The organism is Peptoniphilus hominis (ex Hitch et al. 2025), assembly GCF_040096015.1.
Classification (GTDB): Bacteria; Bacillota; Clostridia; order Tissierellales; family Peptoniphilaceae; genus Peptoniphilus_A; species Peptoniphilus_A hominis.
This window is the reverse complement of record NZ_JBBMFO010000005.1, coordinates 1-26,090: the sequence shown is the minus strand read 5'-3', so window position 1 is coordinate 26,090 and position 26,090 is coordinate 1. Positions and strand designations below refer to the sequence as shown.

The following is a 26,090-nucleotide window of genomic DNA, read 5'->3' as shown; positions in this document are numbered from 1 at the left end:
TCACCTGTTCTTGAACTTTTTCATCCCTTGGCTTATCTTTTCCACTACATAGTCACATTCTTCCCTTGTGTTGTTGTGATTAAGGGAAATCCTAAGCATGGAAAGAGAATCTTCTTCGCTTCTTCCAATTGCCCTAAGGACATGGGATGGATTTATACTTCCTGCTGCACAAGCAGATCCAGAGGAAACACATATATCATACATATCTAGGTACTGCACCATAGTTTGTGGTTTAGTATCCTTTAAAGTGATATTAATATTTCCAGGAAGTCTCTTCTCTCTTGGACCATTTAAAATAATTCCATCAATGTTTAAAAGTTTTTCAATAGTATAATCTCTTAAATCTCTTGTGTACTCTATGTTCGCGTCAATATTAACGTAGGCATCTTCTAGAGCCCTTCCTATGCCAACTATAGATGCCACATTTTCTGTGGAGGCTCTCATGCCTCTTTCTTGTTCTCCACCATTTATGAAGGGAGAAATTTCTGTACCCTCTTTGATATATAAAATTCCTATTCCCTTGGGAGCTCCAAGTTTGTGACCTGATATAGAAAGCATGTCCACATCTAAATCTCTTAGGTTAAAATTGACATTGCCCATGGCTTGCACTGCATCTGTGTGCAGTAAAATATTTTTCTCGCCAGCAATTTTTGAAATTTCTTCTATGGGCTCTATAGTTCCTATTTCATTGTTGGCAAACATAATGGAAATTAATTTTGTATTGTCCCTAATTTTTTCACTTAATTCATCTAAATTGACAAAGCCTTCTTGGTCAACAGAAATCAGAGAGTAATCACTCCCCAAGCTCTTTACTGCCTTAAGTGAATTTAAAATAGCTGGATGTTCTATCCTTGATGATATTATATGATGTTTTTCCCTTGGATTCAATGATTCTTTTATAACCCAGTTGTCTGACTCAGTACCTGATGAGGTAAAATAAATTTCACTGGGCTTAGTTTTTAAAATTTCTGCAATTTTTATTCTTGAATTTTCAATTGCTGCCCTAGATTTTTGTCCCAGAGAATAAATTGCCGATGCATTCCCATAGTTTTCTCTTAAATAGGGAAGCATAGCATTAAAAACACTATCTGTTATTTTTGTAGTGGCAGCATTGTCCATGTAAATCATAATAACCTCACATGTCTGCTAGAGTCATGGACTCCATTACATCTTCAATTTGTCCTTGAAGTTTTGATAAAATATCTCTTGTTGCACAATCCTTAAGCTTGCCACAATTAGAATTTTTGCCAAGGTCGCAACATGAAAGGGACATGTCTCCTTCAAGGGCATTTATTATTTCTCCTATTGCAATTTCCTTTGGGTCTCTTGAAAGGACATAGCCGCCGCCTGCTCCTCTTATAGATTTCACAAGGTCAGCCTTCCTAAGGAGTGTGAAGAGTTGCTCCAAGTAAGATTCAGATAAATTTTCTTCCTTTGCAATATCCTTTAGTGCAATGGGACCCTTGCCCATATTTTCCTTTAAATTATACATTGCCATGAGTCCATAACGACCCTTAGTAGAAAGTTTCATTTAATCACCTCTTATTCTGGAATAAAAGATCCTTCTTCTTTATTATTTTCTAACATGTCCTTTAAGGTGTACCAGGAAAGGACTGCGCACTTAACTCTGGCAGGAAGTGTGCTAATAGATTCAAAGGCAATGGCATCGTCAAGATCTTCTAGTTCATCAAGGTCAGTAACTTCTCCCTTTACCATTCCTATAAATTTTTTTGCCCTTTCAATGGCTTTTTCTACCTTTAAGCCCTTTACATTGTCACACATTATTGATGTTGATGCTTGTGAAATTGCACAGCCATGACCTGTATAAGAAATGTCTTCTATTATTCCATCTTTTACTTTTAATTCAAGAGTAATTTCATCGCCACAACTTGGATTGTGTCCAAGTTCCTTGTGAGTGTAATCTTCTAATTCATGTCTATTGTGTTTATTTCTTGAATGTTCCAAAATTAATTCAGTGTAAATATTATCAAGATTCAATTCCTAAAATCCTCCTTACATCTTCAAGATGTTCAACGAAATAATCAATTTCTTCCACTGTATTATAAATCGCAAAACTTGCTCTACAAGAAAAGTTTGAACCTAAAAATCTGTGAAGTGGTTGAGCACAATGGTGACCTGACCTTATGGCAATGCCAAAAGTGTCAAGAATTGATGCAACATCGTGAGGGTGAGCTTCTTTAAAGTTAAAAGATATTACTGGTGCCCTGTTCTTGTCGCTTGTCGTATAAACTTCAAGATAATCTAATTTTTTTAATTTGTCGTAGCAATAGTCAGTTAAATATCTTTCATATTCGTCAATTTTATCCATGCCATACTTATTTATAAAATCAATGGCTGCTGCAAGATTTACTGCACCTTCAACATTGGCAGTTCCTGCTTCAAATCTTTGTGGTGCATCTAAGAAAGTTGTCTTGTCTTCGTAAACATATTCAATCATGTCGCCACCTGATAGGAAGGGTTCCATTTCATTTAATAATTTTTCTTTGCCATAAAGGACACCAATGCCTAGAGCAGAATACATTTTGTGTCCAGAAAAGGCAAGAAAGTCAACATCAAGCTGGCTTACATTTACTTTTCTGTGAGGCACAAGTTGTGCACCGTCTAAAATAATTTTTGCAGGTGACTTTTCTCTTGCGTATTTTACAATTTTTTCAATATCTGGATTTGTTCCAACTACATTGGATGCACCTGTTATTGACAAAATTTTTGTCTTTTCAGTGACTTTTTCTTCAATTTCAGAAAAAGGAATTTGTTTGTCCTCGTCAATGTATAAATATTTTAATTTTGCCCCAGTTTTTTTGGCAACTTCTTGCCAAGGAACTAAATTTGAGTGGTGCTCCATTATTGAAATTAAAATTTCGTCGCCCTCACTTAAATTATTAAGTCCATAGGAGTAGGCAATTAAATTTAGTGCTTCTGTTGCATTCCTTAAAAATACAATTTCACTTGCCTTTTTTGCTCCCACAAAGTCGGCAACCTTTTGTCTTGCATCTTCATAAACTACTGTGGACTTCATGGCAAGATAGTGAGCTCCCCTGTGGGGGTTTCCATTTTCATTTTCATAAAAATTCTTTATATTTTCTATGATTTCACGAGGCTTTTGTGTAGTTGCCCCATTGTCAAAGTAGACAATGTCTTTGCCATTTGGCTTTAATTTTAAAAAGGGAAACTCTTTTCTAATATCTTCAATTTCATTTTTTGTAAACATATTAATTTCCTCTCTTTATAATTTTTCTAACTGAATCCCAAACTTCTTTTCTCAACTTTTCATCAGAAAGAGCATCAATAGCACGAGAAAATTTAGATTCAACTATTAAGGCTTCAGCTTCTTCGTGGCTAATGCCCCTAGACATTAAATAAAATATTTGGTCCATGTCAAGCTTACCTGCACTTGATGCGTGATTGCCAACTACATCGTCTTCGTGGGCAAGCATTAGTGGGACTGATACTGAATGAACTGTGTCGTCAAGTAAAATTGAATACTCTTCTTCTGAGCCCACAGCACCCCTTGCCCCTTCAATAAATTGTAGGTTTGACTTAAAATTTTTAAAGGCTCTATCCTTTAAGGCACCATTAACTAAAATATCTGACTCAGTCTTTTTGCCCCTGTGAATCATGTCGTAATTCATGTTTAGATACTCGTCCTTTTGACCAAAGTAAATTGAATCTACTATTGACTGAGATTTTTCTCCAATTAACTCGCACTTATAATTTGTGTAAAGTTTTCCTGCCCCAAGTTCATATTGGTGAAGAGTTACCTTTGCTCCATCTTCTGTATAAATGCCAATGGATTCAAGGACAAGTGACTTGTCATCATCTCTTGCAATTACGAAAACTTCTACTTCAGAATTTTCCTTGGCAAGAACTTTTATTACAGAATTTCTGAATTTTTCACCTTGACCAGAAGATGTGTAGTCTAAAACTACTTTTAATTTTGAATTTTTTTCTGCAATAATGTGATGAAGATCAAAGAGTTCAGAATAATCGTCATCTAATTCAAATAACTTAAAGTCTTCTCTCTCTTCACCTTCTTTTGCCTCGTAAGAATTATAATAATTTAAATATTTTCTATTTAATTCTAGTGCATCTTCTGAAATTCCATATTTTATTTTTTCAAATTCAGAAATTTCTCCTGGATTTTTTTCTCCAACTTCTCTATATAAGATCCCTTTAATTTCAGGAATTTTTATTTCAGTTTCATTTACCTTTAAAAAGCTAAAAGTCTTAAAGGCAATTTCATTTCCAATTATATTCATCTTTCACCTACCCAATAGCTCCAACAAGTTCAAGGTTAATGAGGTTGTTCATCTCAACTGCATATTCCATAGGAAGTTCCTTGGCAATTGGCTCTGCAAATCCTCTTACAACCATTTCCTTTGCCTCTTGTTCTGAAATTCCTCTTGACATCAAATAAAAAATTACAGAGTCAGAAATTCTTCCGATTTTTGCCTCGTGTCCAATGTCGATGTCGTTGTTTTCAATATTTATTGTAGGAATTGTGTCAGAGCGAGACATTGAGTCAAGCATAAGTGACTCACAGGATGTTGAGTTCTTTGAGCCCACAGCATTTTCCTTTATTTCAACGAGACCCCTATAAATTGCAATTCCGCCAGATTTTGAAATTGACTTTGTGTTAATGGTTGACTTAGTGTGTGGTGCTGCGTGAACAACTTGCGCCCCAGTGTCAAGATTTTGTCCCTCACCTGCAAAAGAAATGCCCGTAAATTCACTAGATGCATTTTCTCCAACTAAAATTGATGCAGGATAAAGCATTGAAACCTTTGAACCAAAGGAACCTGAAACCCATTCGATCTTTCCATTTTTTTCAACAATGGCTCTCTTTGTATTTAAGTTGTACATATTTCTTGACCAGTTTTCAATTGTTGAATATCTAAGAGTTGCACCTTCGCCAACGAAAAGTTCAACTGCACCTGCGTGAAGGTTTATTACATTATATTTTGGAGCAGAACAGCCTTCTATGAAGTGACAGTAGGCTCCGTCTTCTACGATAATTAGTGTGTGCTCAAATTGACCTGCACCTGGAGCGTTAAGTCTAAAGTAAGATTGTAGAGGTATATCTACATTTACTCCCTTTGGCACATAGACAAAAGAGCCACCAGACCAAACTGCATAGTGAAGGGCAGCGTACTTGTGTAGCTTTGGCGTGATGCACTTGCTAAAATATTTTTTTACGATTTCTGGATATTTTTTAAGTCCACTTTCAAAGTCAGTGTAAATAACTCCTTGGTCAGACAAATATTTTTGAATGTTGTGATAGACTACTTCAGAGTCATATTGTGCTCCAACACCAGAAAGCATAGCTTCCTTTTCAGCTTCAGGTATGCCAAGCTTATCAAAAGTATCTCTTATTTCATCGGGAACATTTTTCCAGTCGTCAGACATGTCAGCATCAGGTCTGATGTAAGTTGTGATTTTATCCATATCAACTTCTGAAAGGTCTGGACCCCAGTCAGGATTTTTCTTCTCATTAAAAATCTTTAATGCCTTTAGTCTACTTTCAAGCATCCATTCTGGTTCATCTTTTTCAGCAGAAATTTGTCTTACAATTTCTTCTGTAAGTCCCTTTTCAGTCTTGGACCTAAAAGTGAATTTATTTTTAATATCATAGACGCCGCGGTCCATGTCTTCTACATAAGTTTTTTCTGTCTTAGCCAATTATTTCACCTCTTCTCTTATCCAATTGAATCCTTCTTTTTCGATTTTATCAATTAGAGAAGCGTCTCCTTCTTTTACAATTTGTCCGTCTAAAATAACGTGAACAAAGTCAGGTTTTATATTATCTATAAGTTCCTTGTGGTGAGTGATAATTAAAACTGCATTGTCCTTATTTAAAAACTTTTCAATTCCACTAGAAACTATTCTTGTTGCATCAACATCAAGTCCTGAATCTGTTTCATCAAGAATGGCAAGCTTTGGATTTAGCATAAGCATTTGAAGAATTTCATTTTTCTTCTTTTCTCCACCAGAGAAGCCAACATTTAAGTATCTCTCTGCATAAGAAGAATCCATTTTTAATTCTTCCATTTCCTTTTTGATTTCCTTTTTAAATTTTAAAATAGAAATTGTCTTGTCTTCCTTTAAAGACTTAGCTGTTCTAATAAAATTTTCTACAGAAATTCCTGGAACTTCTTCTGGACTTTGGAAGGACATAAAAAGTCCCTTGTTAGCTCTCTTGTCTGTTGTAAGGTCGCTTATGTCTTCGCCATCTAAAAATATTTTGCCGCTTGTCACATTGTAAACTGGGTTATCCATAATTACATTGGCAAGTGTGGACTTGCCTGAACCATTTGGTCCCATAATTACGTGAACTTCGCCGTAATTAATTTTTAAATTTATATTTTTTAAGATCTCCTTATCTTCCACGCCTGCACTTAAATTTTCTACTCTTAATAACTCTGTCATACTTCCTCCATTTATAAAAAATAATTCATACAAAATTACTGTGTTTTTTTCTATTAACTATAATAACACAAGTTTTTTAATAATCAAATATTTATTGCAAATAAAAAAACTAGGCTTAACCTAGTTTATGAAAGCATAAATGCCGACTCTATGTGATTGATTTCCTTTTCCTTAAAATAAATTTCAATTATGTCAAAACGCACCATTATGTCAAAAAGATTTTTCTCCATAATATATGCTGTTGCTGTCTGTATTATGTTTTGCATTTTAAATTCAGTGACAGCTTCATAGGCGTCGCCATATTTTCTTGAGTTACGAGACTTCACTTCAACAAAAACAATTTCATCCTTATCCCTTGCTATAATGTCAATCTCTGTCCCAAGAGCCCTGTAATTTCTTTCTAATATTATATAGCCCTTTTGCTCCAAAAATTTTGTGGCAATGTCCTCTCCAAGATTCCCAAAAAATAAATTGTGCCCTACCATGATTTTATATTCTTCAAAAAAGATTTTCTGTGCATTACTGTTGGACCATAAGCCTTAAGTGCCTCTCTGTGATACTTTGTGGCATAGCCCTTGTGCTTTTCGATGCCGTAGTGAGGATATTCTTCTGCCCACTTGTCGCAAAGATTATCCCTATAGACCTTTGCAATTATAGAGGCACAGGCAATGGAGTAGCAGGACTCGTCTCCCTTTATGATTGCCTTTTGAAAAATTCCAGTTTCAATTGTCTCTGCATCTATTAAGACACAATCTGCACTAACTTTTTTGCCTTCCTTGTCGCGCAAATTTTCAAGAGCATTTATCATGGAAATGTGTGTCGCCATTTTTATATTTACCTTGTCAATTATATCTGGGTTGGCCCTGCCAATGCCAACAGCAAGGCAAGACTCCAAAATTTTTGGGTAGAGTTCTTCTCTCTTTTTGGGACTAAGTTTTTTTGAATCATTTACTCCCTCGATGAAGTCATCCTTGGGCATAATAATTGCACAGGAAACTACATCGCCAAAGAGGCAACCCCTGCCAACTTCGTCAATGCCGCATATATTTTTGTAGCCCTTTTCGTAATATTCATTTTCAAAATTATAAAAATTCATTGGGCTCCTCCAAAGTTATTCTTCCAAGAGTTCCCTTTCTAAATTCGTCTAAGATAATTCCAGAAACTTTTTCATAATCTATGAGACCGCCACGCATAAGGGCGCCCCTGTTTTTTCCAATTTCATCCATAATTTCAAGGGGCGACATTTCTTTTATGTCAGAAATTTTATATCTCTCTTCAAGAGAAGCTGGTGCAATATTTTTTAATTTTTCAATTAATTTTAAGGCTAGAGTTTCCCTATCCATAATTTCATCTTTTATGGCACCAGTAAAGGCAAGGTTAAGTCCAACCTTTTCTTCGAACTTTGGCCACAAAACTCCTGGCGTGTCAAGGAGATGAAGCTTTGAGTGAATCTTTATCCACTGATTTGTCTTTGTAACTCCAGGTCTGTTGCCAGTCCTTGCAGATTTTGTGCCAGAAATTGAATTTATAAAAGTTGACTTGCCAGAATTTGGTATGCCCACAATCATTGCACGAAGTGGACCCTTTTTTAGACCCTTGTCCTGGTATTTTTTTATCTCATCTGCCATGAGTTCTTCAGATTTTTTTACAACTAAATTTACATTGGGCTTCATGGCATTGTAAGATATGGCAAAATTATTTTCGTCAGTGATTTTTTCCATCCACTCTTCATTTAATTTTGGATCTGATAAGTCAGACTTATTAAAAATTAAAAGTCTCTTTTTATTTTTTAAAAGGTCCTTAAAGAGAGGGTTCCTACTTGAATAGGGAATGCGAGAGTCAATTATCTCGATTACAAAATCCACGAGTTTTAATTTTTCCTCTATGTCCTCTATGGTCTTTTTCATGTGACCTGGATACCAGTTAATATTCATTTAATCACCAAATAAAACCTTATCTAAAATTTTTACTGCTCCATCACTATTGTTGTCAAAGTCAGACACCACATCGGCTGCCTCTCTTAGTCTTTCAACACCATTTTTCATGGCAATGCCAAGGCCAACAGATTTTATTAGCATTACATCGTTGGAGTCGTCGCCAATTGCCGCAACATCTTTTAAGTCAATTCCCCTAATTTCTGCATATTTTTTTACGCCGTAAAATTTGTCGCCAGATTTTTGCAAGACTTCCAGCATCCACTTTGGCTCTCTTCTAATTTTCATGATGTGAAAATTAAATCTATCAGAAATTTCGTCTCTCATCCTATTTCTAAGACCTACTAAATCGTCATGGCTTCCTGCAAAGACAATGGATAGAGGATTGCCCTCTAAATTATTAAAATCATCAAGAGCGAGATTTCTTCCCCTAAAGGCGTCCACATAAGTGCCCTCAAAATTTGTAAAATTCTTTTTCTTGTAGACAAGATCAATTCCATCATCTCTCTCTATGTGAAGTGATGTAAAGACTTTGTCATTGTCATCAAAGGCCATGACCCTCTTTAAGTCTTCGTCACTAATTGGATTTACATAATGAACCTTGCCAGATAAATTATCTCTAATTACATTTCCATTGTTGCAAATTAAATCTATGTCAACCTTATTTCCCACAAATTTATGGGCAGAATAGTATTCTCTTCCCGTTGCCACTACTGGAATAATATTATTTGATTTTAGTTTTTTTACAAAGGATTCAAAACTCTCTGTAATGACCTTATCTGTAGTCAAAAGAGTTTCGTCTAAATCCATAGAAACTAGTTTAATCATAAATCACCTATACATTAAATTTAAATACAATTACATCGCCATCTTCTACGACATAATCCTTACCTTCACTTCTTATAAGCCCCTTTTCTCTTGCCACAGCAACAGAACCTGACTCAACTAAGTCCTTGTAGCTAACAGTGTCAGCCTTAATAAATCCTCTTTCCATATCAGTGTGGATTTTTCCTGCAGCTGTTGGAGCCTTTGAACCCTTCTTAATAGTCCAAGCCCTAGTTTCCATTTCACCAGTAGTTAAAAATGAAATTAGACCTAAAAGTTTGTAGGAAGACTTAATTAATTTGTCGAGGCCTGAAGAATCGAGACCAAGTTCTTCCAAGAAGAGTTCCTTTTCGTCTTGGTCGAGAGCCGCAATTTCTGCTTCGATTTCTGCAGAGATTACAACAACTTCGTCGCCAGTTTTTTCTGCATAGGCTCTAACTTTTTTTACATATTCATTGTCTTCCTTGTTTATGTCTTCTTCAGCCACATTGCAGACATAGATGACTGGCTTTGCACTTAGAAGAGAATAATTTTTTATTATTTTTTCTTCTTCCTCGTCAAGTTCAACTTCTCTTGCAGGTCTTCCTTCTTCCAAGGCTAATTTTATTTTTTCCAATAGATCTCTTTCCTTGGCAAGAGATTTTTCTGCTCTAGCTTTTTTTACCACTTTGCCATATCTGTTGTCCACTTGTTCTAGGTCTGAAAAAATTAATTCCAAATTTATATTTTCAATATCACGAAGAGGGTCTATAGAGCCGTCAACGTGAATAATATTTTCATCGTCAAAGCATCTTACTACATGGACAATGGCATCAACTTCACGAATATTTGATAAAAATTGATTTCCAAGTCCTTCGCCCTTGCTGGCACCCTTAACAAGACCAGCTATGTCATAAAATTCTATATTAGTGTGAACAATTTTTTCTGACTTGCTAATCTTTGCAAGCACATCTAATCGTTCATCAGGTACATTTACAACCCCAACATTTGGCTCAATAGTTGCAAAGGGATAGTTTGCAGCTTCAGCACCAGCACTTGTTAGGGCATTAAATAAAGTTGACTTACCAACATTAGGTAGTCCTACGATTCCAAGTTTCATTAGAAAACCTCCATTCAAGTTAAAATTATATCACAGGCGAGACAAGTCGTCATTTAATTTTCCTCATTAAAAGATTTGCAATAAATTTTTCTATGATTTTAAAATTTTCGACTTATTAATCGATGTTTTTTCTCTAAAAATTTTTTGCCAAGCAATTATAAATCCACTCTTAACTTTTATTTAGCTATTTTTTATTGTATAATGAGTTTATCAATTATTAAAGAGGTGAATAGTATGAGTGCCATCGTCATAAATGACCTGACAAAACGCAAGGGCAAGGAAAAAGTCTTATCAAATTTAAATTTAGAAATTTTAGATGGCGAATTTTTCTCTCTTCTTGGAACAGAAAACTCCGGAAAGACAACTCTTGCTAGAATTATAATGGGATACTTAAAACCTGGTAGTGGATCTATTAGGGTTTATGATATGGATTCATTTAAGGAATCAAAAGAAATAAAAGAAACTGTGTCCTTCGTATCTGAAGATATGATTTTCGATTCAAAGATAAAATCTTATACTTTACTAAAGAAGACACTTAGCGCACATGGTTTGTCTAACACAGAAGACATTGATGTCCTTTGTGATTATTTTGAATTTAATTCAAACCTTCGCATTTGCGACTTAAGAGATAGAGAAAGAAAACTCTTTGCAATTATTAATGCCTTAGTTATAAAACCAAGACTTTTAATCTTAGACTCTCCAGCAAAATTTTTAGAAGAAAAGGATATAGATAGACTCTTCTCTCATGTGAAAAAATTAAATGAAAGTGAAGGCTTAACAGTTTTACTACTATCTGATTCTCTTAGACAGGCTAAAAAATATTCTTCAAGAATTGCCTACTTGTCTGATGGAAAAATCCAAGACACTGAATACAATAATGTAAAGGCAGCTGGAGACAAGGTTTTAAAAATTGACTCTTACAGAGGAAATTTAAATTACTTTACTTCCATTGGCGCAAGAATTATTAAGGATGAGGAAGATGAAACAATCCTCTACTATGATGGAGCTCTTCCTGAACTTTCAAAGGTGATCTATGAAGAAGCCCTTGAAAATTATGTACTTGAAGATGCAAAATTATCTGACAAGGTAAATGCTTACTACAAGGGAGAAAATGCAAAGCTTCCTAGAAGAAAAGCTCCTGCTCCAGTAAAAGATGCAGAAGAGACTCCTACAGAAAAAATTTCTAAAAGTGGTCTTGAAACTTCCGAAGTTAATGGAGTGACAGAAAGCACAATAAAAATTAGAGATGCAGAAAATAATTTTTCTGAAGTAGAAGGCGTCAATTTAGAAAATTCGGAAAAAGATGTAATTCACAACACAAAGACAAATCTTTTTGTCGATGAAGATAAAGTTGTCCTTGGAGAAGAAAAATCTCCTGAAATAAAAGAAGAAGTTTCTCCTGAATTAGAAAATGAAAAAGCAGAAACAATTAATGAAGTTGAGCCTAAAGTAGAAGAAAACTTTGTTGATAATACAGAAATTTTCCACGACAGTTCAGAAGAAAATAGAAAAGACGATACAATTATTTTTAAAACCTCTGATGAAGGCGTCTTTAATGCAACAGAAGAGACAAGGCTAAAGGAGGATAAAGATGATATTTAATATGGAATTTAAATCAAATTTTGCAAAGATGATATCTTGGGCAATCGTCCTAATAATTTTACTTGGACTTATGCTTGCCTTCTATCCTTTCCTTGCAGAGTCACAAATGAACTCACTATTTAATTCAGTTATGGAAAGCTTTAACGAGCCAACTAGAAATATTTTGGGAGTTTATGAAGGCATGGACATAGTAAATATTGGCGATTACCTTGCCCTTGTTTACCATTACCTTGCAGTTTTAATATTTGTATTTGCAATGCAACTTGGAGCAAGCTCCCTTGCTAAGGAACAAAGCTCAGGCAACATTGAATACATTTATTCAAACCCAATTTCAAAATCAGAAATTGTAACAGGAAAAATTGCCGCCAACTTGTTGACTTATATTTTATTTTTAATAATAATGGGACTTGCAACAGTTGGACTTGTTCTTGGAATTTCTTCCATAGGAATTGGAGCAAGTGATGCTGCTGAAATAACAAGCTTTGAAATTTTTGAAGCAGTAGTAAAAGTTTTCGTTGGACTACTTGGCTCAGGTCTAGTATTTATGTCCATTGGCTACTTCTTCTCTTCAATGTCAAAATCTTCACTACACCAAGATGCAGTAGCTGCACTATTTGTATTCTTAATTGTACTACTTACAATTGTAGGAAAAGTTATGGGCGATGTCTTTGGCATGGTTGTATCTTACTTCCCTAACGAAGCCTTTAGACCTTATAGCTTTGTCAGTGCAGACTTAAACCTATTTGGCATAATAGCAAATGCAGTCATATTTATCCTCATGATAGTATTGACTTACACAATCTATTCAAGCAAGGAACTTAAATATTAATTTAAAAAAACTATTTTGGTTAAGCCAAAGTAGTTTTTTTGTGCTCAAAATTATTTTTCATAAATTCTATTTTTAAAAATTTGTCAGAATTATTATCTCTATCACGAATATATTAGTGAAGGAGGAAATATGGATAATAAAGACTTGATAGAAAGGCTAAAAAATAAAGATGAAGATGCCCTTTATATATTTATTGAAGAGTACGGAAAAATATTAAAGGGAGTTATTTCAAAAACGCTTTGGAAATATCCAAACCTTTGGGAAGAAGCCATGAATGACGCACTTTTAAGTATATGGCAAAATATTAAATACTTTGATTCAAGTAGGTCTACTTTTAAAAACTGGTGTGCTCTTGTTGCTAAGTATAGAGCCATAGATATTCTTAGAAAAGAAATTAAATTTGAAAGCCTTAGACTAGATGAAGATTCAAAAATCGTCGATTCAGATTTATCTTCAAATCTAGAAATAGAAGAAATCCTTTCACTTTTAAATGACGAAGACAAAAAACTTTTTGAAAATATTTTTATCCATGGTCTTTCCTATAAAGAGGCAGCATCTAAACAAAATATTTCCACAGCAAATGCCTATAAAAAAGTTAGCAGAGGAAGAAATTTTTTAAAAAAATGGAGGGAAAGTTTTTATGAAAAATAATATTTATGATGAGTTAAACGACATGAAAATTGAATATGAAGAAGTTCCTCTTAATGATTTTGAAAGAGAAAATCTTAAAAGAACTGTGAGATCATTAAAAATAAAAAACAAGAAAAATAAGTTTAATAAAAGAGTGGCGGCAATAGCAGCATCACTTATTTTAGTTTTTGGCATATCAAACTACACATCTGGTGGTTATGTATTGGCAAAGACAAGAGAATTAGCAAGTAACTTTAAAATTACCTTATCTGATGCCATGGGTTTATCAAGAGAAGTTGATGAGTACAGCATAAATTTAAACGAAGCTTTTAAAATAAATGGCAAAAAATATATTTTTGATAAATTTATTATTGAAGATAACAATTTATACACTGTAATTTTGAGTCTAAATGACTCAGAAAAAATGCTCTCTGGAGAAGTTAACCTAACTGAACTTAAGGTTAATGGCAAGAAAAATAATATTCTTAGTTCTACTGGCTCTGGATATACTTTACCTGAAGATGAAAAAGTAAATGTCTATACTCTTAAATATGATTTAGAAGACTCCTTGCCAAAAGAAGGCAAAGTTAATTTAGAATTTTTCTTCGATGAGTTTTTAGGAGACAAGAAAAAAATTAATCTTTCAACAAATATAGATATGTCTCAAATGAAAATGAATAAAAATCTTATAGCAAAGGACTTTACTATTCCAGATACTAATAATATTGTCATTGAAAGCTTTACTACAAGCCCAGCTTCACAAAAAATTGTACTAAGCTATCCTGACACCGAAGATGGATATCTTTATTCAATAAAAGCAAGAGATCCCAAGGACAGATTTGTTTATTTTGAAACTTGTGAAGCAGAGAAAAACAAATCCAACCTTTACTTTTCACCAGTCACTAGCAAAGTCACTGCCGATGAACTTTTAAATGAAATCAAAACACTAAAATGCCAATTATACAGAGTGACAGTTCACAGCTATGACGGCAAAGAAATGCCTATTGGAGAACAAAAAGTTGGTGACGAGTTTACTCTCACTTTAAAATAAAATTCTACATTAAGGAAAAAGCCCTACCCGACAAAAGGTAGGACTTTTTCCATGCAATTATTTTATGAGGTTTATGCGATTTTTTCTATTTGTTTCATATTTTCTAAATTTTTTATTTTTTCTGATTCTAGGTTATTTGATTCTTCGATTTTTTCGTTGTAAATTCTATTTAATTCTTCTTCTGTCACTTGGCTTGGAAGAATGTCTAGAACAACTTCGCCCTTATTTAGCATTATTATTCTGTCAGAATATTCTATGGCGTTTTTCAAGTTGTGAGTGATCATAAGGGTTGTGATCTTTTCTTTTTTTATTAAATCATTAGTCTTATCCATGATTAGCTTTGATGTCTTCGGATCAAGGGCTGCTGTGTGTTCATCAAGTAAAAGTATCTTTGGCTTTTTTACTGTCGCCATTAATAGAGATAGTGATTGTCTTTGTCCACCTGATAAAAATTTTACTTGTGTCTTTAATTTGTTTTCAAGCCCAAGGTCAATGGATTTTAGTTTTTCAATTATTTTTTCATTGTTGTTCTTGTCGATTAATTTTTTGAAGGTAAATTTGTTGCCCTTCTTAAATGCCATAGACATATTTTCCAAAATATTTAAGCTTTGACAAACTCCCTTTGATGGGTCTTGGTTTACCTTTCCAATATCAATTGCCCTCTTGTCTTCAGATAATTTTGCAATGTCCACATCGTCTAAGAGAATCTCTCCCTTGTCTGGGTTAAGTGAACCACTTATCATGTTAAATAGTGTAGACTTGCCACAACCATTTGGTCCTAAAATTGCAACGCACTTATTGTCTTCGATTTCAAGGGAAAAGTTATTAAATACTTGATTTTCTTCTTCCATTCCCTTGTAAAAAGTTTTTGATATATTATTAATTTTTAGCATTTTCTTCCCTCTTTCCCTTTAATACAGATAGTCCTTTGGAGGAGACATTGTTATAAACTATAAAGAATACTACTATTATTGCAGTTATTCCCTTTAAATCACTTGGAGCAAGTCCAATGTAAAGGGCTATGCCGTAAATGATTCTATAAATTATTGCTCCGATTATTGCCCTTGTTGTTCTATTTAAAAAGTTTGCGTTCTTTAAAAAGGCATCGCCTATTATAACTGATGCAAGAGCTGATACGATTATAGCTTGACCCATAGTAATGTCAGCGTAGCCATTTGACTGTGCCATTAAGGCTCCTGCCAAAGCTGCAAGGGCATTTGATATTATGAGACCTATGGCAATGTACTTGTCTGGGTTTTTGCCAAGAGCCTTTACTAGACTTTCATTGTCCCCTGTTGCCAATAAGAGGTAGCCTCTTTCTGTCTTTAAGAACCAGTCCAAGGCAATTTTTATTATTAGGGTCATAATAATTAAGATTACAATCTTTGGTAGGCTTTCAAAAAGTTGAAAAACAGTTTTATAATCAAAGAAGGTAACATTTGGCGTGCCAGTGATTCTCAAGTTAACTGAATATAAAAATGTCATAGTCAAAATCCCTGCAAGGATTGCCTGAATTTTAAATTTTCTAAATAAAACATAAGTTATATATCCGCCAAGGCCGCCTGCCATAAATGAAAATAGCATTGCAAGCAGTGGGTTCATCCCAAGTGTTAGCATCTTTGCAAAGACAAAGGCTCCCAGTGGAAAGGTCCCTTCCACAGACATATCTGGAAAATCTAAAATTTTAAAGGTTATTACTACTCCTATTGTCAATATGGAAAATATAAGTCCCATGACAATGGATTCCATTATTACTGAATTCAACTTTCTTCCTCCTAAAAATTTTCGTGAATTTATTATTCAACGACCTTTGCGTCTTTCATTAAATTATCGTCTTCACTTAGTCCAAGTGCATCAGCAGTTTTTTTGTTTACAACCTTTCTTGTTTCAGTTGAAAAAGCTACTGGAACTTCAGAAACTTTTTTGCCGCCAAGTATTTCACTTGCCATGCCAGCTGCCTTCTTTCCAAGATCAACATAGTCAACGCCTGCACTAATTAAGATTCCATTTTCAACAGGTCCTTCTTCTGATGCAAAGGAAGGAATTTTTGCAGCCTTTAAAGATTCTGCGATAATTGTTGATGCAGATGAAACTGTGTTATCTGTAATTGCCATGAAGATGTCAATCTTCGGCTCAATTGTCTTTATTGCCGTTGATACATCGTTAATATTATTTACTCCAACTTCAACTACATTTAGTCCAAAGCCTGCTGCTGCTTTCTTTAATTCTTCAATTTGGAATTTTGAATTGGCTTCGTTAGTAGAGAACATTACGCCAATGTTTTTTATATCTGGGAAAATACTTATCATTTCTTCAAGTTGTGCTTCTATGGAGAAGTAATCGCTAACGCCTGTAATATTTCCTTCAGGTTCTTCCAAGTTCTTTAATAGGTCTGCACTTTCAGGATCAGTTACTGCGTTAAAGATAATTGGAATTTCCTTTTCGCCATTCTTTGCACCTTGTGCAGCTGGAGTTGCAATTGCGTATATCAAATCAACTTTTTTATCTTGGAAAGATTTAATAATTGATGGGACAACTGTCAAATCTCCATTGGCATTTTTTGAAATAATTTCAACATCTGGGTTTGTCTTTTTTATTTCATCTTCAAAACCCTTTCTCGCTCTTTCAAGGGCAATGTGGTCGGCAATTTGAATTATGCCAATTGTCTTTGCGCCTTCTCCACTTTCCTTTGCAGTTTCTTCCACTGGCTTCTCGTTTTTACCCACTGAGCAAGAAACTAAAAATAATGACAACAAAACTAAAACAAATACTCTTCTAAATTTCATAAAAAACCTCCATAAAATAAAAAAAGCCTTTCATCCACATTGGGACGAAAGACTGACTTCGCGGTACCACCCGATTTTATAATCTAAAAAGATTACCTCACTTTAAGGTCTAACAACCTCTAGCCTCAGTTAACGGTGGCTTCCGTACTTGCCTACTAATTTCAACAAATAAGCTTTAGAGTGTATGTTAAATTTCCGTGTATTGCCTTGCACCAGACGGCAACTCTCTTAAATCATCAAAAATTCTTTTTTCTCTTTCAACGCTTTTATTAAATTAAAATGATTATATTCTAGTAGCAGAACAAAGTCAAGCCTTTTTTTATTTTTCCCAAAAAATTTTTTATTTAGTTTTATTGAATGAAATTTATTCCTTTTATTTTAAAATTTCAGCATCCTTTAGGTTTTCGTTGTTGAGGTCAAGTCCAAGAGCCTCTGCAGTTTTTCCATTTACCTTTTTCTTTGAAGTCTTGTTGTCTTCTGCGTGAAGATTTTTAATGTCTTCGCCCTTTAAAATTTTTATGGCAAGATCAGCTGCTTGTCTTCCATGTTCGTAGTAGTCAACGCCTTCGCTCATAAGTAGTCCCTTAGAAACTTGTCCCTCTTCTGCTGAAAGAGATGGAATTTTTTCCTTCAATAAATTTTCAGCAAGGATTGGACCAGCTGAGGCAACTGTGTTGTCTGTTAAGGCATAGTAAGCGTTAATCTTTCCAGTTAAAGTTGAAAGAGCTTGACCAATGTCGTTGATATTATTTATTCCAACACTTTCAAGTTTAAGTCCAAGTTCTTGGCAAGCCTTCTCTAAAGCTTCCACTTGTACCTTTGAATTGGCTTCATTAGTTGAGAAAATTGTTCCTATAGTTTTTATGTCAGGATAAATTTTTAAGAAGGATTCGATTTGATCCTTGGCAGAAACTGCATCATTAACACCAGTGATGTTTGTAATTTTATCTGGAGCTTCAATTAGTCCTGCTTCCACTGGGTCAGTAACTGCTGAATAGACAATATTTTTATTAGGAAGAGCAGTCTTTGCTCCCTGTGCTGCTGGAGTAGAAATAGCGTAAACTAATTTGTAGTCATCGCCTTCAAATTTTTTTGGTGCAGTAGTAGTTAAAGCTTGGTCGCCTTGCAAATTTTCCACTTCAACTTCTGCCTCAATGCCTTCTTCCTTTAACCTGTCCTCAAAACCCTTTAGGGCATTGTCAAGGGACACGTGTTCAATATATTGAATTGCTCCAATTTTTATTTTGCCATTTTCTTTTTCTGCCTTTTTGTCTCCACTGCAAGCAACAAGGGATGCAGCAAGGGCACCTAATACAAGAACTTTTACCATTTTCTTTAAATTTTTCATTTTTGTCCTCCAAAAAAATTATTTAAAATAATAAAAAAATCCTTCACCCCATATAGGGCGAAGGATTCGCGGTACCACCTAAGTTCGAAATATAAATATTTCCTCAATAAAGATCTAACAATCTCTAGTCCATGATAACGGTGACTGCCGTGAAGATCTACTTGTTTTCAATCTTCATGCTTTAGAGTGAATATATGATACTAACTTGTCTGTGGGCTCTCACCATCCCCACTCTCTTTGAGACTTATAAAATACCTTTTTCTCTTTCTTCGCATTTATTATTTTATTAGAAAGTATTATAGGCAGATAAAAATTATTTGTCAAGAAAAATTTTAATTTTCTTTTTTATTTTTTATTTTTTCTATGACAAAGTAAGTTAAGACATATAAGACAAAGGCTATTAGGGCAATTTTTAATTTCTCTCCCTCATAGGTCCCAAACTTGTAAATATAAAATCTCCTAACAAGGATTAAGTAAATAAATAAGACTAGGGCATTTTTGATGTAGTCTTTCATCTTAACCATTTCTCCTTGATATTACATAAATAACAAAGCAAGTTATTAGGTAAACTCCAATGACAAAAATGTATTTGTAGATCAAGTCTGAAATAATTATTTCAGAAGTAAAGTATTTATACAAATCAAAAATTGCCATTATGACCAATAAAATTGATAAATTTCTAAGTTGATGATTTCCCATAATTTCACCCTTTTAAATTTCAAATTTTGGAGCCATGACTCTCTTGTGAGAAGAGTTTTTGTGCATCCTGTCGATTTTTTCTTTTATTTCTTTTTCTGGAACTTTTTCTCCCCTGATATAGGAGTCAAGAACTTCATAAGTAAAGCCCATTTCATCTTCGTCAGTTTGTCCCACCCAAAGGCCTGCTGATGGTTTTTTATTTATTATAAATTCTGGAAGACCAAGTTCCTTTGCTATTTCAAAAATATCTGTCTTTAAAATATTTGCTATTGGCATAATGTCTGCACCAGAGTCACCATATTTTGTTGAGTAGCCAAGATACCATTCGCTGGCATTTGATGGTCCAAGGACTAAGTAGCCAAGGTCTTGGGCATAATAATAAAGTGTTGTCATCCTAAGTCTTGGCTTGATGTTTGACCTTGCCATCTTGTTTTCTGATGTAAAGGATGCCTTCATAAGCTCTTCAAAGGTGCTTGTCAAGTCAATTGTCTTTGTCTCTAAATTTATTGTCTTTGCAACCTTTCGGGCGTCTTCTCTATCCTTATCTATGCTGTCACAAGGCATAATTAGACCAAGAGAATTGTCTGGGAAAACTCTTTTGGCTATGGCAGCAATAACTGCTGAATCAATTCCACCTGATAGGCCAAAAATAAATCCCTTGGCGCCAACTTTTTTTGCATAGTCGCCTACCCATTTTTCTAAATCTTCTGTAACTTTTTTATAATCCATAATGTCTCCTAATTTTTAATAAATAATTTTTCCCTCAATGGTTGGAAGTTCAATTTCCTCTAAGTCTTCATTTATAAAATTTGCAGAGGTCAAGTCTCTAATTTTGTCTAAAATGCTTTTGTCATCTGCAATATCAATTGTGACCTCAACTTTATCTGTGTAATTTTCTTCAATGATTTTAAAATTTTCATTGGCAAGTAAATTAATTATAGCGCCATGAAAGGTGTAGTCATAAATTATTTTTGTCCTTGTGAAATTTTTCCTCACAACTCTTTTAGCATGGTCAAGGGCCTTTACAACTGCATCAGTGTAAGCTCTCACAAGTCCACCAGCGCCTAGCTTTGTGCCACCAAAGTAACGAGTGACAATGACAAGGACATTTCTCATGTCTTCTTTTTTTAGGACTTCAAGCATGGGAACTCCAGCTGTGCCAGAAGGCTCTCCATCATCAGAATATCTCTGGGTAAGTCCATCTTCGCCAATTATATAGGCGTGGCAGTTGTGAGTGGCAGACCTCTCAATTTCCTTTACATCTTTTAAAATTTCAAGGGCTTCCTCTTCACTTTTTACGAAAAAAGCTCTGCCAATGAAAATAGATTTTTTTATTTCAATTTCAGCTTTTCCACTTTTTAAAATTGAATTATACATTTACAACATAATCCTTTACTTTTTCGTATTCCCTTTCCTCTAGCTTTAATTCCAAATAAATTCCGTCATCTTCATAAAGAGGCTTTGCATCAAATTTTTCAACTAACTTGTAGAGTAAATCTGTGTCGCTGTAGGCAAATTTTAATTTCACATCAAAATATTTTTCCTTGAGATTGTCTTCGATGATCTTTAAAAGCTCATCCATGTTCTCGTCATTTTTGGCAGAAATATAAATCTTTTTCTCAGGCAAAACTTTTAAAGGAAGATTTATGTCCTCTGTATTTACCTTGTCAACCTTGTTAAAAACTGTAATTATATTTTTGTCCAAGACGTCAATGTCCTTTAAGATAGACATAGTAGTCTTGTACTGAATTTCTAGGTCCTCGCTTGATGCGTCAATGACATGGAGAATTAAATCAGAATACTTGATTTCTTCAAGAGTTGACTTAAAAGCTTCAACAATTTTTGTGGGAAGCTTGGAAACAAAACCAACAGTGTCGGAAATTATAAACTCGCGACCAGAAAGGAGCCTTGCCTTTCTTGAAGATGGGTCAAGAGTTTCAAAGAGCATATTTCTCACAGAGACCTCTCCTGAGTCCTCATCCTTTAATCTATTTAAGATTGTGGACTTGCCTGCATTGGTGTAGCCAACAAGGGAAACAATGGGAATATTGGAATCAAGTCTTCTAGTCCTAGTCGTATCTCTAGTCTTCTTTGCCTTGTCAAGCTTTTCCTTAATTTTGTCGATTTCTCTCTTTAACCTTCTCCTGTCAGTTTCAATAATTTGTTCACCAGGTCCCCTGGTACCAATACCACCGCCAGTCCTTGACCATCCGTCGATGCCAAGAAGTCTAGGCAGTTGATACTCCAGCATGGCAAGCTCAACTTGAAGCTTAGCCTCATAAGTTGTGGCGCGAAGTCCAAAAATATCTAGGATTAAATTTGTCCTGTCAATTACTTTCTTTTTAATTCTCTTCTCCAAGTTCCTAACTTGTATGCCAGAAAGCTCGTCATTAAAGACAACGGCATCAACTTCTAAGAGCTCAACCATTTCCTTTATCTCGTCAACCTTACCTGAGCCAATTAAATATTTTGGATTGAACTTTAAAATATTTTGCGTAACTTCACCAACAACCTCTGCCCCATCTGCAAAGACAAGGTCACTAAGCTCCTTCATAGAAGTCTCAAGGCTGTGAGGGTAGGCGCCCATATTTGTGCCAACAATAATAACTCTCTCTAATTTTTTATTTGAATTTAAATTCTCTAAATAAACATTATCCATGACTACATTATACTACATAATGACAAATTCCTCTTTTAAAAAAATTTCCCATAAAAAAACAAGGCCCACTAGCCTTGTCTCTTGTTTTTAGCTAACTTCTATTATTTGCGTTTTAGATTTTTCTGATTCTTTACAAAATTCAGTATATTCAATGCAAGCTTTTTTAAAATCTTCCTTTGCTTTTTCTTCAGTGTCTCCAAAAAATGGACAATAAGCATCTATTCCTAAAATTTCTCCAATATATACCTTATCTTCTTTATCGTACTCTAAAGAACCCAAAAGTTTATTATACTGTAATAACTTCATATCAGCCCTCAATCCTCTAAAATTTAAACTACTAGAGCATCATCAAAACTCTTTATAGCTTTTTCTGTTTCAAAATCCTCTTCATAACTTTTGATAGCTTCCTTAAAATCTTCTTTTAATTCCTCTAAATTTTTTCCATCATAGGCAACTATTGCATAAATCCCTTGAATCTTGCCATAATACAAATTATCTTCCTCAGAAAAATTAATGTCTCCTATATAACCATTGTGTTTTAAATATTTCATATTACACCCCTAGCTTATCTAACATTTCTCTTATATATTTTATTTCATATTCTCTAAAGTTTTGATCTTCACTTTTTTTATGTAACTCTAATAATTTTCTATTTTTTGCATCAAAAATTTTAAACCTAGAACCCTGTCCTTGTTGAATTTTTAAATCCAAATAACCCGCAAGCTTTACCAAATCTTTATATGATTTGTTTTTTGCGGAAGCACTTCTAAAATCTTTTATTAACTTATCTTTCTTTGTCATAATATTATACCCTTATTTTACTACATTACTAACTTAAAATTATTTTTTATAAAATTCTTATATGTAATAACATTATACTACAATCACTTAATAAAAAACCAATAGAATACTATTTAGCCAATTAACATAATAGTAATCATCTTCTTAAAATGTTATAATTGAAAAAAGGAGTAACTATGAAAAATTTTGCACACTTTAAAAATAATTTTAAAAATTTAAATAAGGGTCAAAAAATTGAAATCGGACTTTTAATTCTGCTTTTAATTTTTGTTTTAATTATTTCATTTTTTTCAGCACTTATCGTTTCAATTATTTCAAAAACTCCTGCCACAGACTTAAATAATTTGAGCTCCTCCTTTAATCAGAGCTCCTATATTTATTCTAAAGAGGGAAATTTAATTGAAAAAATTGAATCTCTTGAGTATAGAACACTAATTGACATAGATGACATTCCCGACAATGTGAAAAATGCCTTCATAGCCATTGAGGACCACAGATTTTATAAGCACAAGGGTCTGGACCCCATTGGCATTGCATCTTCCATTGCCGCAAATATAAAGTCTCGCTCTCTTTTGCGTGGTGGCTCAACTATAACTCAGCAACTGGTGCGTTCAGTTTATCTAACTAACCAAAAAACTCTTGGCAGAAAAATTCAAGAGGCTTACCTTTCTCTTCGTGTTGAAGATGTCTTAGACAAAAATGAAATCTTGGAAGCTTATTTAAATAGAATCAACTTGGGACAAGGTGCCTATGGCATTGAAGCCGCTGCCCAAACTTATTTTTCTAAGGATGCAGTGGACCTTAACATTGCCGAAGCTGCCCTTCTTGCTGGCATACCAAAGTCCCCAACAAATTATTCGCCCTTTAAATCTGTTCCCCAAGAATATTTGAAGGAAGATTATAAGGTCATTGGCACTCGCGAAATTGACGGCAAGGATTTATACATGGTTTTAAATGATGACGCCTTTAAGAGGCAAAAAACTGTCTTAATGAGAATGCACGAGCTTGGCTACATTGACGACAAGGAATATGAGCGTGCAAAAAATTATGACATAGTAAGCGCCCTAAACCCTCGCAATTTTAAAAATCACACAATGTCTACCTATTCCACTGACTACATAAAAAAAGAGGCTTCTAGGTACCTTGCTGATTTTTATAAGACATCTTTGGAAGAAGGCGAGCACAAACTTTTCACTGGCGGCTACAAGGTTTACTCCACAATTGATGAAAATATTCAAAAGGACTTAGAAGACAAGTACGAAAACTTCAAAAACTTTTTGTTAAATAGGTCATCAAGTGGCGGCAGCAGGATGTTAAACCTAAACTTCGATGAGGGCAACAACATTATCTTTGGCGACGAAATTTTATACTTCGCTCGCAACAATATTTTAGATGAAAATTTTAATTTGGTAATTCCAAAATCATCTTACAGCATCTCCTCTCATGGCGATTTAAAAATTAAGAGCCTTTACTTTAAGGACTTGGGACAAAAAATTGACATCATAGACGCCTATATTATTGACGACAATAAAATTTTAAACACCTATGAAATTGGCGGTCTAAAAATTGAAGAAGGTGCAGGAGAACTTAAAAACAATTATTTAATTATTGACGGAGCCTACTTAAAGGACTATCCAGACTTTTATAGACTTCAAAATGACAACTTAATTATTTCAAATAAATATTTTGACTTCAACCCAAGTCCTCTTATGCAACCACAATCTGCCATGATTGTTGTCAACAATGACAGTGGCTTCGTGGAGGGAATAATTGGAGGCCTTGATGTAAGGACAAAGAATGCAAAAATTTTAAATCGTGCAACAGACTCCTACAGGCAGCCCGGCTCTTCTTTAACACCTTTTTCTGTTTACCTACCTGCCCTTATGGAGGAAAAAACTCTTGGCGACGTTTATGACGATGTGCCAACAACTGTTGACGGAATGTTTTGGCCACACAATTATTATGATTCCTTTAAGGGTCTCATGACTCTTCGCCTTGCCATGGAAAATTCTTCCAATGTCATTGCGGCAGAAGTCCTAAAGGAAATTGGAAAGGACAAGGCCATAGATGTCCTTAAAAAATTTGAAATAATAAGAGAAGATGGCGACGATTATTTTATAGACCACAGGGACAACAAAAAGAAAAACGACGAAAACTTGGAGTCTCTTGCCCTTGGCAATATGCAAGTTGGCATAAGTCTTTCTCAATTATCAAAGATGTATCAGACAATTTCCAATGACGGAGTATATAAAGAAGAGACGGCAATTTTAAAAATTGAAGACCCAAGTGGAAATATAATTATTGATAACTCCAACAAGAAGAAAAAACTTTTTGACGAAAAGACTTCTCACCTTTTAAAGGATGTATTTATTTCCAATAGCGATAGGGGCAACGCAAGGGGCGCCCACATTGGCAAGTCAGAAACTGGCGCTTACCTGGGACAAAACAAGGTCAATTCAGATTATTTTGTCAATGGTTTTAATAAGAGCCACACAATTTCCCTTTGGCTAGGAGCAGACTCGCCAAAAATTTCTCTTGCATCAGATAAGTCATCGGCAATTGACTTATTTAACACGATGACAAAAAATTTGAGCAAGGCTGAAAATTTTGACGAAGACCCATCCTATATTGTCACGAGAAAAATTTCTTCAAAGAGCGGCAAGCTTGCCACAAAGATGAGCGATTACGCAGGCGCATCTTACAGTGAAAAATATATTTCTGGCACTGAGCCAAGTGAGCAAGACGACTTATTTAAAAAATATTTAATTTGCAAGGACTCCAATAAACTTGCAACGCAGTTTTGCCCAAGTGAGTCAGTCCTATACACAGTTCGTTTCGAGAGAAAAGAAAAATATGATGCCAAGGATCACTACGGAATTTATCCTGACGACTACATGACTCTCCCAAAGGAACACTGCGATGTTCACACTAGAGAATGGTATAATGAATTTGGTGAGGAAGAAAATAATTCGCCAAAAAAAGATAAGGCTAAAAAATCATCAAAACAAGAAAAATCAAAAAAATCTTCAGATAAAACAAAGACAAGTAAAACAAGTAAGAAGAAAAAATAGGAGGAAATATGAAAAAATTAAAGAGCCTAATTAAACTAATAGCCTTTATAAAACTTATAAAGCCAAAAAGAAGAAGGAGAAGAATAAAACTTATGCCCCTCTTAAATCCCAAGAGGGCAGGCAAGGTTTTTTACCACGCTGGCAAAATAAGAATGAGAAATGAAATAAAAAAACTTTATTGATATTACAAAAATACCCTCTTAAGCAAAACCTAAGAGGGTATCCTTATGTAAGGAGGAACTAAGCACTTGGCTCAGTTCCTTCTTTTATTGCTAAAATTTAGCAAATATTTACTTGTCTAAGACTTATAAA

Annotated in this window: 30 protein-coding genes and 2 other annotated features; of the genes, 6 read left to right on the top strand and 24 right to left on the bottom strand. The window is 34.3% G+C overall.

Annotation, left to right across the window (positions count from 1 at the left end; all coding sequences use genetic code 11):
* From WMO19_RS03030 to ychF, 12 genes are all read right to left on the bottom strand, one after another.
* Complete coding sequence (locus WMO19_RS03030; protein ID WP_349170154.1) at nt 1–1,128, bottom strand: cysteine desulfurase family protein; 1,128 nt, start codon at nt 1,126–1,128, stop codon at nt 1–3.
* A gap of 7 nt (nt 1,129–1,135) precedes the next feature.
* Nucleotides 1,136–1,531: an RrF2 family transcriptional regulator gene (locus tag WMO19_RS03025; RefSeq protein WP_019125850.1), complete on the bottom strand. Its 396-nt coding sequence runs from the start codon at nt 1,529–1,531 to the stop codon at nt 1,136–1,138.
* Between the two features lie 11 nt (nt 1,532–1,542).
* Nucleotides 1,543–1,998: a Fe-S cluster assembly sulfur transfer protein SufU gene (sufU, locus tag WMO19_RS03020; RefSeq protein ID WP_349170153.1), complete on the bottom strand. Its 456-nt coding sequence runs from the start codon at nt 1,996–1,998 to the stop codon at nt 1,543–1,545.
* Nucleotides 1,988–3,229 (bottom strand): aminotransferase class V-fold PLP-dependent enzyme, encoded by a 1,242-nt coding sequence (locus WMO19_RS03015; RefSeq protein WP_349170152.1) that lies wholly within the window; start codon nt 3,227–3,229, stop codon nt 1,988–1,990. The genes sufU and WMO19_RS03015 overlap by 11 nt, the downstream gene beginning before the upstream one ends.
* Nucleotide 3,230: 1 nt before the next feature.
* Nucleotides 3,231–4,277 (bottom strand): SufB/SufD family protein, encoded by a 1,047-nt coding sequence (locus tag WMO19_RS03010; protein WP_349170151.1) that lies wholly within the window; start codon nt 4,275–4,277, stop codon nt 3,231–3,233.
* 7 nt (nt 4,278–4,284) lie between these two features.
* The gene (sufB, locus tag WMO19_RS03005; protein ID WP_019125854.1) at nt 4,285–5,697 is read right to left on the bottom strand and encodes a Fe-S cluster assembly protein SufB; all 1,413 of its coding nucleotides are present in this window, start codon (nt 5,695–5,697) and stop codon (nt 4,285–4,287) included.
* Complete coding sequence (sufC, locus tag WMO19_RS03000) at nt 5,698–6,444, bottom strand: Fe-S cluster assembly ATPase SufC (RefSeq protein WP_019125855.1); 747 nt, start codon at nt 6,442–6,444, stop codon at nt 5,698–5,700.
* Nucleotides 6,445–6,569: 125 nt separating this feature from the next.
* Entirely contained in the window at nt 6,570–6,929 is a 360-nt protein-coding gene (locus WMO19_RS02995; RefSeq protein WP_349170150.1) for a YraN family protein, read from the bottom strand.
* Nucleotides 6,923–7,540, bottom strand: coding sequence for a ribonuclease HII (locus WMO19_RS02990; protein WP_019125857.1), 618 nt, complete (start codon nt 7,538–7,540; stop codon nt 6,923–6,925). Before WMO19_RS02990 ends, WMO19_RS02995 begins: the two co-directional genes overlap by 7 nt.
* Nucleotides 7,527–8,378, bottom strand: coding sequence for a ribosome biogenesis GTPase YlqF (ylqF, locus tag WMO19_RS02985; protein ID WP_349170149.1), 852 nt, complete (start codon nt 8,376–8,378; stop codon nt 7,527–7,529). Before ylqF ends, WMO19_RS02990 begins: the two co-directional genes overlap by 14 nt.
* Nucleotides 8,379–9,206, bottom strand: a complete 828-nt coding sequence (locus WMO19_RS02980) for an HAD family hydrolase (protein WP_349170148.1) — start codon at nt 9,204–9,206, stop codon at nt 8,379–8,381. It abuts the gene before it with no gap.
* Nucleotides 9,207–9,213: 7 nt separating this feature from the next.
* Nucleotides 9,214–10,302 carry a redox-regulated ATPase YchF gene (gene ychF / locus WMO19_RS02975; protein ID WP_349170147.1) on the bottom strand — a complete coding sequence of 363 codons (1,089 nt, stop codon included), beginning with the start codon at nt 10,300–10,302 and terminating at the stop codon, nt 9,214–9,216.
* Between the two features lie 234 nt (nt 10,303–10,536).
* Between ychF and WMO19_RS02970 the strand changes: the two genes are divergently transcribed.
* The 4 genes from WMO19_RS02970 (at nt 10,537) to WMO19_RS02955 (ending at nt 14,414) form a co-directional block, all read left to right on the top strand.
* On the top strand, nt 10,537–11,904 hold the full coding sequence (locus WMO19_RS02970) for an ATP-binding cassette domain-containing protein (protein WP_349170146.1): 1,368 nt from the start codon (nt 10,537–10,539) through the stop codon (nt 11,902–11,904).
* The gene (locus tag WMO19_RS02965) at nt 11,894–12,733 is read left to right on the top strand and encodes an ABC transporter permease subunit (RefSeq protein WP_288166497.1); all 840 of its coding nucleotides are present in this window, start codon (nt 11,894–11,896) and stop codon (nt 12,731–12,733) included. Before WMO19_RS02970 ends, WMO19_RS02965 begins: the two co-directional genes overlap by 11 nt.
* Before the next feature lie 129 nt (nt 12,734–12,862).
* Nucleotides 12,863–13,384 carry a sigma-70 family RNA polymerase sigma factor gene (locus WMO19_RS02960; protein ID WP_349170145.1) on the top strand — a complete coding sequence of 174 codons (522 nt, stop codon included), beginning with the start codon at nt 12,863–12,865 and terminating at the stop codon, nt 13,382–13,384.
* Nucleotides 13,374–14,414 carry a DUF4179 domain-containing protein gene (locus tag WMO19_RS02955; RefSeq protein WP_349170144.1) on the top strand — a complete coding sequence of 347 codons (1,041 nt, stop codon included), beginning with the start codon at nt 13,374–13,376 and terminating at the stop codon, nt 14,412–14,414. The genes WMO19_RS02960 and WMO19_RS02955 overlap by 11 nt, the downstream gene beginning before the upstream one ends.
* Nucleotides 14,415–14,485: 71 nt before the next feature.
* Here WMO19_RS02955 and WMO19_RS02950 read toward each other — a convergent pair whose 3' ends face one another.
* The 12 genes from WMO19_RS02950 to WMO19_RS02895 all read right to left on the bottom strand — a co-directional run bounded on the left by WMO19_RS02950 (nt 14,486) and on the right by WMO19_RS02895 (nt 22,707).
* Nucleotides 14,486–15,307 (bottom strand): ABC transporter ATP-binding protein, encoded by an 822-nt coding sequence (locus WMO19_RS02950; RefSeq protein ID WP_349170143.1) that lies wholly within the window; start codon nt 15,305–15,307, stop codon nt 14,486–14,488.
* Nucleotides 15,294–16,178, bottom strand: a complete 885-nt coding sequence (locus WMO19_RS02945; RefSeq protein WP_019125869.1) for an ABC transporter permease — start codon at nt 16,176–16,178, stop codon at nt 15,294–15,296. The genes WMO19_RS02950 and WMO19_RS02945 overlap by 14 nt, the downstream gene beginning before the upstream one ends.
* Nucleotides 16,179–16,210: 32 nt before the next feature.
* Nucleotides 16,211–17,200 (bottom strand): ABC transporter substrate-binding protein, encoded by a 990-nt coding sequence (locus tag WMO19_RS02940; protein ID WP_349170142.1) that lies wholly within the window; start codon nt 17,198–17,200, stop codon nt 16,211–16,213.
* A gap of 37 nt (nt 17,201–17,237) precedes the next feature.
* Nucleotides 17,238–17,470: a binding site (T-box leader), on the bottom strand.
* Nucleotides 17,471–17,573: 103 nt separating this feature from the next.
* On the bottom strand, nt 17,574–18,548 hold the full coding sequence (locus WMO19_RS02935; RefSeq protein WP_349170141.1) for an ABC transporter substrate-binding protein: 975 nt from the start codon (nt 18,546–18,548) through the stop codon (nt 17,574–17,576).
* A 50-nt stretch (nt 18,549–18,598) separates the two neighbouring features.
* Nucleotides 18,599–18,827, bottom strand: a binding site (T-box leader).
* A gap of 53 nt (nt 18,828–18,880) precedes the next feature.
* A complete protein-coding gene (locus WMO19_RS02930; RefSeq protein WP_349170140.1) occupies nt 18,881–19,072 on the bottom strand; it encodes a hypothetical protein in 192 nt (63 codons plus the stop codon).
* Nucleotides 19,065–19,247 carry a hypothetical protein gene (locus tag WMO19_RS02925; RefSeq protein WP_019125875.1) on the bottom strand — a complete coding sequence of 61 codons (183 nt, stop codon included), beginning with the start codon at nt 19,245–19,247 and terminating at the stop codon, nt 19,065–19,067. Before WMO19_RS02925 ends, WMO19_RS02930 begins: the two co-directional genes overlap by 8 nt.
* Before the next feature lie 12 nt (nt 19,248–19,259).
* Nucleotides 19,260–19,976 (bottom strand): NAD(+) synthase, encoded by a 717-nt coding sequence (nadE, locus tag WMO19_RS02920; protein ID WP_349170139.1) that lies wholly within the window; start codon nt 19,974–19,976, stop codon nt 19,260–19,262.
* A 15-nt stretch (nt 19,977–19,991) separates the two neighbouring features.
* Nucleotides 19,992–20,624, bottom strand: a complete 633-nt coding sequence (locus WMO19_RS02915) for a YigZ family protein (RefSeq protein ID WP_349170138.1) — start codon at nt 20,622–20,624, stop codon at nt 19,992–19,994.
* A complete protein-coding gene (gene hflX, locus WMO19_RS02910) occupies nt 20,617–21,906 on the bottom strand; it encodes a GTPase HflX (RefSeq protein WP_349170137.1) in 1,290 nt (429 codons plus the stop codon). Before hflX ends, WMO19_RS02915 begins: the two co-directional genes overlap by 8 nt.
* A gap of 87 nt (nt 21,907–21,993) precedes the next feature.
* The gene (locus WMO19_RS02905) at nt 21,994–22,212 is read right to left on the bottom strand and encodes a hypothetical protein (RefSeq protein ID WP_332087103.1); all 219 of its coding nucleotides are present in this window, start codon (nt 22,210–22,212) and stop codon (nt 21,994–21,996) included.
* 23 nt (nt 22,213–22,235) lie between these two features.
* A complete protein-coding gene (locus WMO19_RS02900; protein ID WP_070610586.1) occupies nt 22,236–22,457 on the bottom strand; it encodes a hypothetical protein in 222 nt (73 codons plus the stop codon).
* 1 nt (nt 22,458) lies between these two features.
* The gene (locus WMO19_RS02895) at nt 22,459–22,707 is read right to left on the bottom strand and encodes a hypothetical protein (RefSeq protein WP_070610585.1); all 249 of its coding nucleotides are present in this window, start codon (nt 22,705–22,707) and stop codon (nt 22,459–22,461) included.
* Between the two features lie 176 nt (nt 22,708–22,883).
* Here WMO19_RS02895 and WMO19_RS02890 point away from each other — a divergent pair, with 176 nt between their 5' ends.
* Together WMO19_RS02890 and WMO19_RS02885 are read left to right on the top strand one after the other, a co-directional pair.
* The gene (locus tag WMO19_RS02890) at nt 22,884–25,778 is read left to right on the top strand and encodes a transglycosylase domain-containing protein (RefSeq protein ID WP_349170136.1); all 2,895 of its coding nucleotides are present in this window, start codon (nt 22,884–22,886) and stop codon (nt 25,776–25,778) included.
* An 8-nt stretch (nt 25,779–25,786) separates the two neighbouring features.
* Entirely contained in the window at nt 25,787–25,960 is a 174-nt protein-coding gene (locus WMO19_RS02885; RefSeq protein ID WP_349170135.1) for a hypothetical protein, read from the top strand.
* Nucleotides 25,961–26,090 lie beyond the last annotated feature (130 nt).

Coding starts and splice junctions, on each gene's coding strand:
- WMO19_RS02940 (WP_349170142.1), bottom strand. CDS start 17,200: ATGAAATTTAGAAGAGTATTTGTTTTAGTTTTGTTGTCATTATTTTTA.
- WMO19_RS02960 (WP_349170145.1), top strand. CDS start 12,863: ATGGATAATAAAGACTTGATAGAAAGGCTAAAAAATAAAGATGAAGAT.
- hflX (WP_349170137.1), bottom strand. CDS start 21,906: ATGGATAATGTTTATTTAGAGAATTTAAATTCAAATAAAAAATTAGAG.
- ylqF (WP_349170149.1), bottom strand. CDS start 8,378: ATGAATATTAACTGGTATCCAGGTCACATGAAAAAGACCATAGAGGAC.
- sufC (WP_019125855.1), bottom strand. CDS start 6,444: ATGACAGAGTTATTAAGAGTAGAAAATTTAAGTGCAGGCGTGGAAGAT.
- WMO19_RS02885 (WP_349170135.1), top strand. CDS start 25,787: ATGAAAAAATTAAAGAGCCTAATTAAACTAATAGCCTTTATAAAACTT.
- WMO19_RS03015 (WP_349170152.1), bottom strand. CDS start 3,229: ATGTTTACAAAAAATGAAATTGAAGATATTAGAAAAGAGTTTCCCTTT.
- WMO19_RS02925 (WP_019125875.1), bottom strand. CDS start 19,247: ATGGGAAATCATCAACTTAGAAATTTATCAATTTTATTGGTCATAATG.
- WMO19_RS03025 (WP_019125850.1), bottom strand. CDS start 1,531: ATGAAACTTTCTACTAAGGGTCGTTATGGACTCATGGCAATGTATAAT.
- nadE (WP_349170139.1), bottom strand. CDS start 19,976: ATGGATTATAAAAAAGTTACAGAAGATTTAGAAAAATGGGTAGGCGAC.
- WMO19_RS02935 (WP_349170141.1), bottom strand. CDS start 18,548: ATGAAAAATTTAAAGAAAATGGTAAAAGTTCTTGTATTAGGTGCCCTT.
- WMO19_RS02980 (WP_349170148.1), bottom strand. CDS start 9,206: ATGATTAAACTAGTTTCTATGGATTTAGACGAAACTCTTTTGACTACA.
- WMO19_RS02950 (WP_349170143.1), bottom strand. CDS start 15,307: ATGCTAAAAATTAATAATATATCAAAAACTTTTTACAAGGGAATGGAA.
- WMO19_RS03030 (WP_349170154.1), bottom strand. CDS start 1,128: ATGATTTACATGGACAATGCTGCCACTACAAAAATAACAGATAGTGTT.
- WMO19_RS02990 (WP_019125857.1), bottom strand. CDS start 7,540: ATGAATTTTTATAATTTTGAAAATGAATATTACGAAAAGGGCTACAAA.
- WMO19_RS02965 (WP_288166497.1), top strand. CDS start 11,894: ATGATATTTAATATGGAATTTAAATCAAATTTTGCAAAGATGATATCT.
- WMO19_RS02955 (WP_349170144.1), top strand. CDS start 13,374: ATGAAAAATAATATTTATGATGAGTTAAACGACATGAAAATTGAATAT.
- WMO19_RS02895 (WP_070610585.1), bottom strand. CDS start 22,707: ATGACAAAGAAAGATAAGTTAATAAAAGATTTTAGAAGTGCTTCCGCA.
- WMO19_RS02900 (WP_070610586.1), bottom strand. CDS start 22,457: ATGAAATATTTAAAACACAATGGTTATATAGGAGACATTAATTTTTCT.
- WMO19_RS02930 (WP_349170140.1), bottom strand. CDS start 19,072: ATGGTTAAGATGAAAGACTACATCAAAAATGCCCTAGTCTTATTTATT.
- WMO19_RS02905 (WP_332087103.1), bottom strand. CDS start 22,212: ATGAAGTTATTACAGTATAATAAACTTTTGGGTTCTTTAGAGTACGAT.
- WMO19_RS02995 (WP_349170150.1), bottom strand. CDS start 6,929: ATGGTAGGGCACAATTTATTTTTTGGGAATCTTGGAGAGGACATTGCC.
- WMO19_RS02970 (WP_349170146.1), top strand. CDS start 10,537: ATGAGTGCCATCGTCATAAATGACCTGACAAAACGCAAGGGCAAGGAA.
- ychF (WP_349170147.1), bottom strand. CDS start 10,302: ATGAAACTTGGAATCGTAGGACTACCTAATGTTGGTAAGTCAACTTTA.
- WMO19_RS03010 (WP_349170151.1), bottom strand. CDS start 4,277: ATGAATATAATTGGAAATGAAATTGCCTTTAAGACTTTTAGCTTTTTA.
- WMO19_RS02890 (WP_349170136.1), top strand. CDS start 22,884: ATGAAAAATTTTGCACACTTTAAAAATAATTTTAAAAATTTAAATAAG.
- WMO19_RS02915 (WP_349170138.1), bottom strand. CDS start 20,624: ATGTATAATTCAATTTTAAAAAGTGGAAAAGCTGAAATTGAAATAAAA.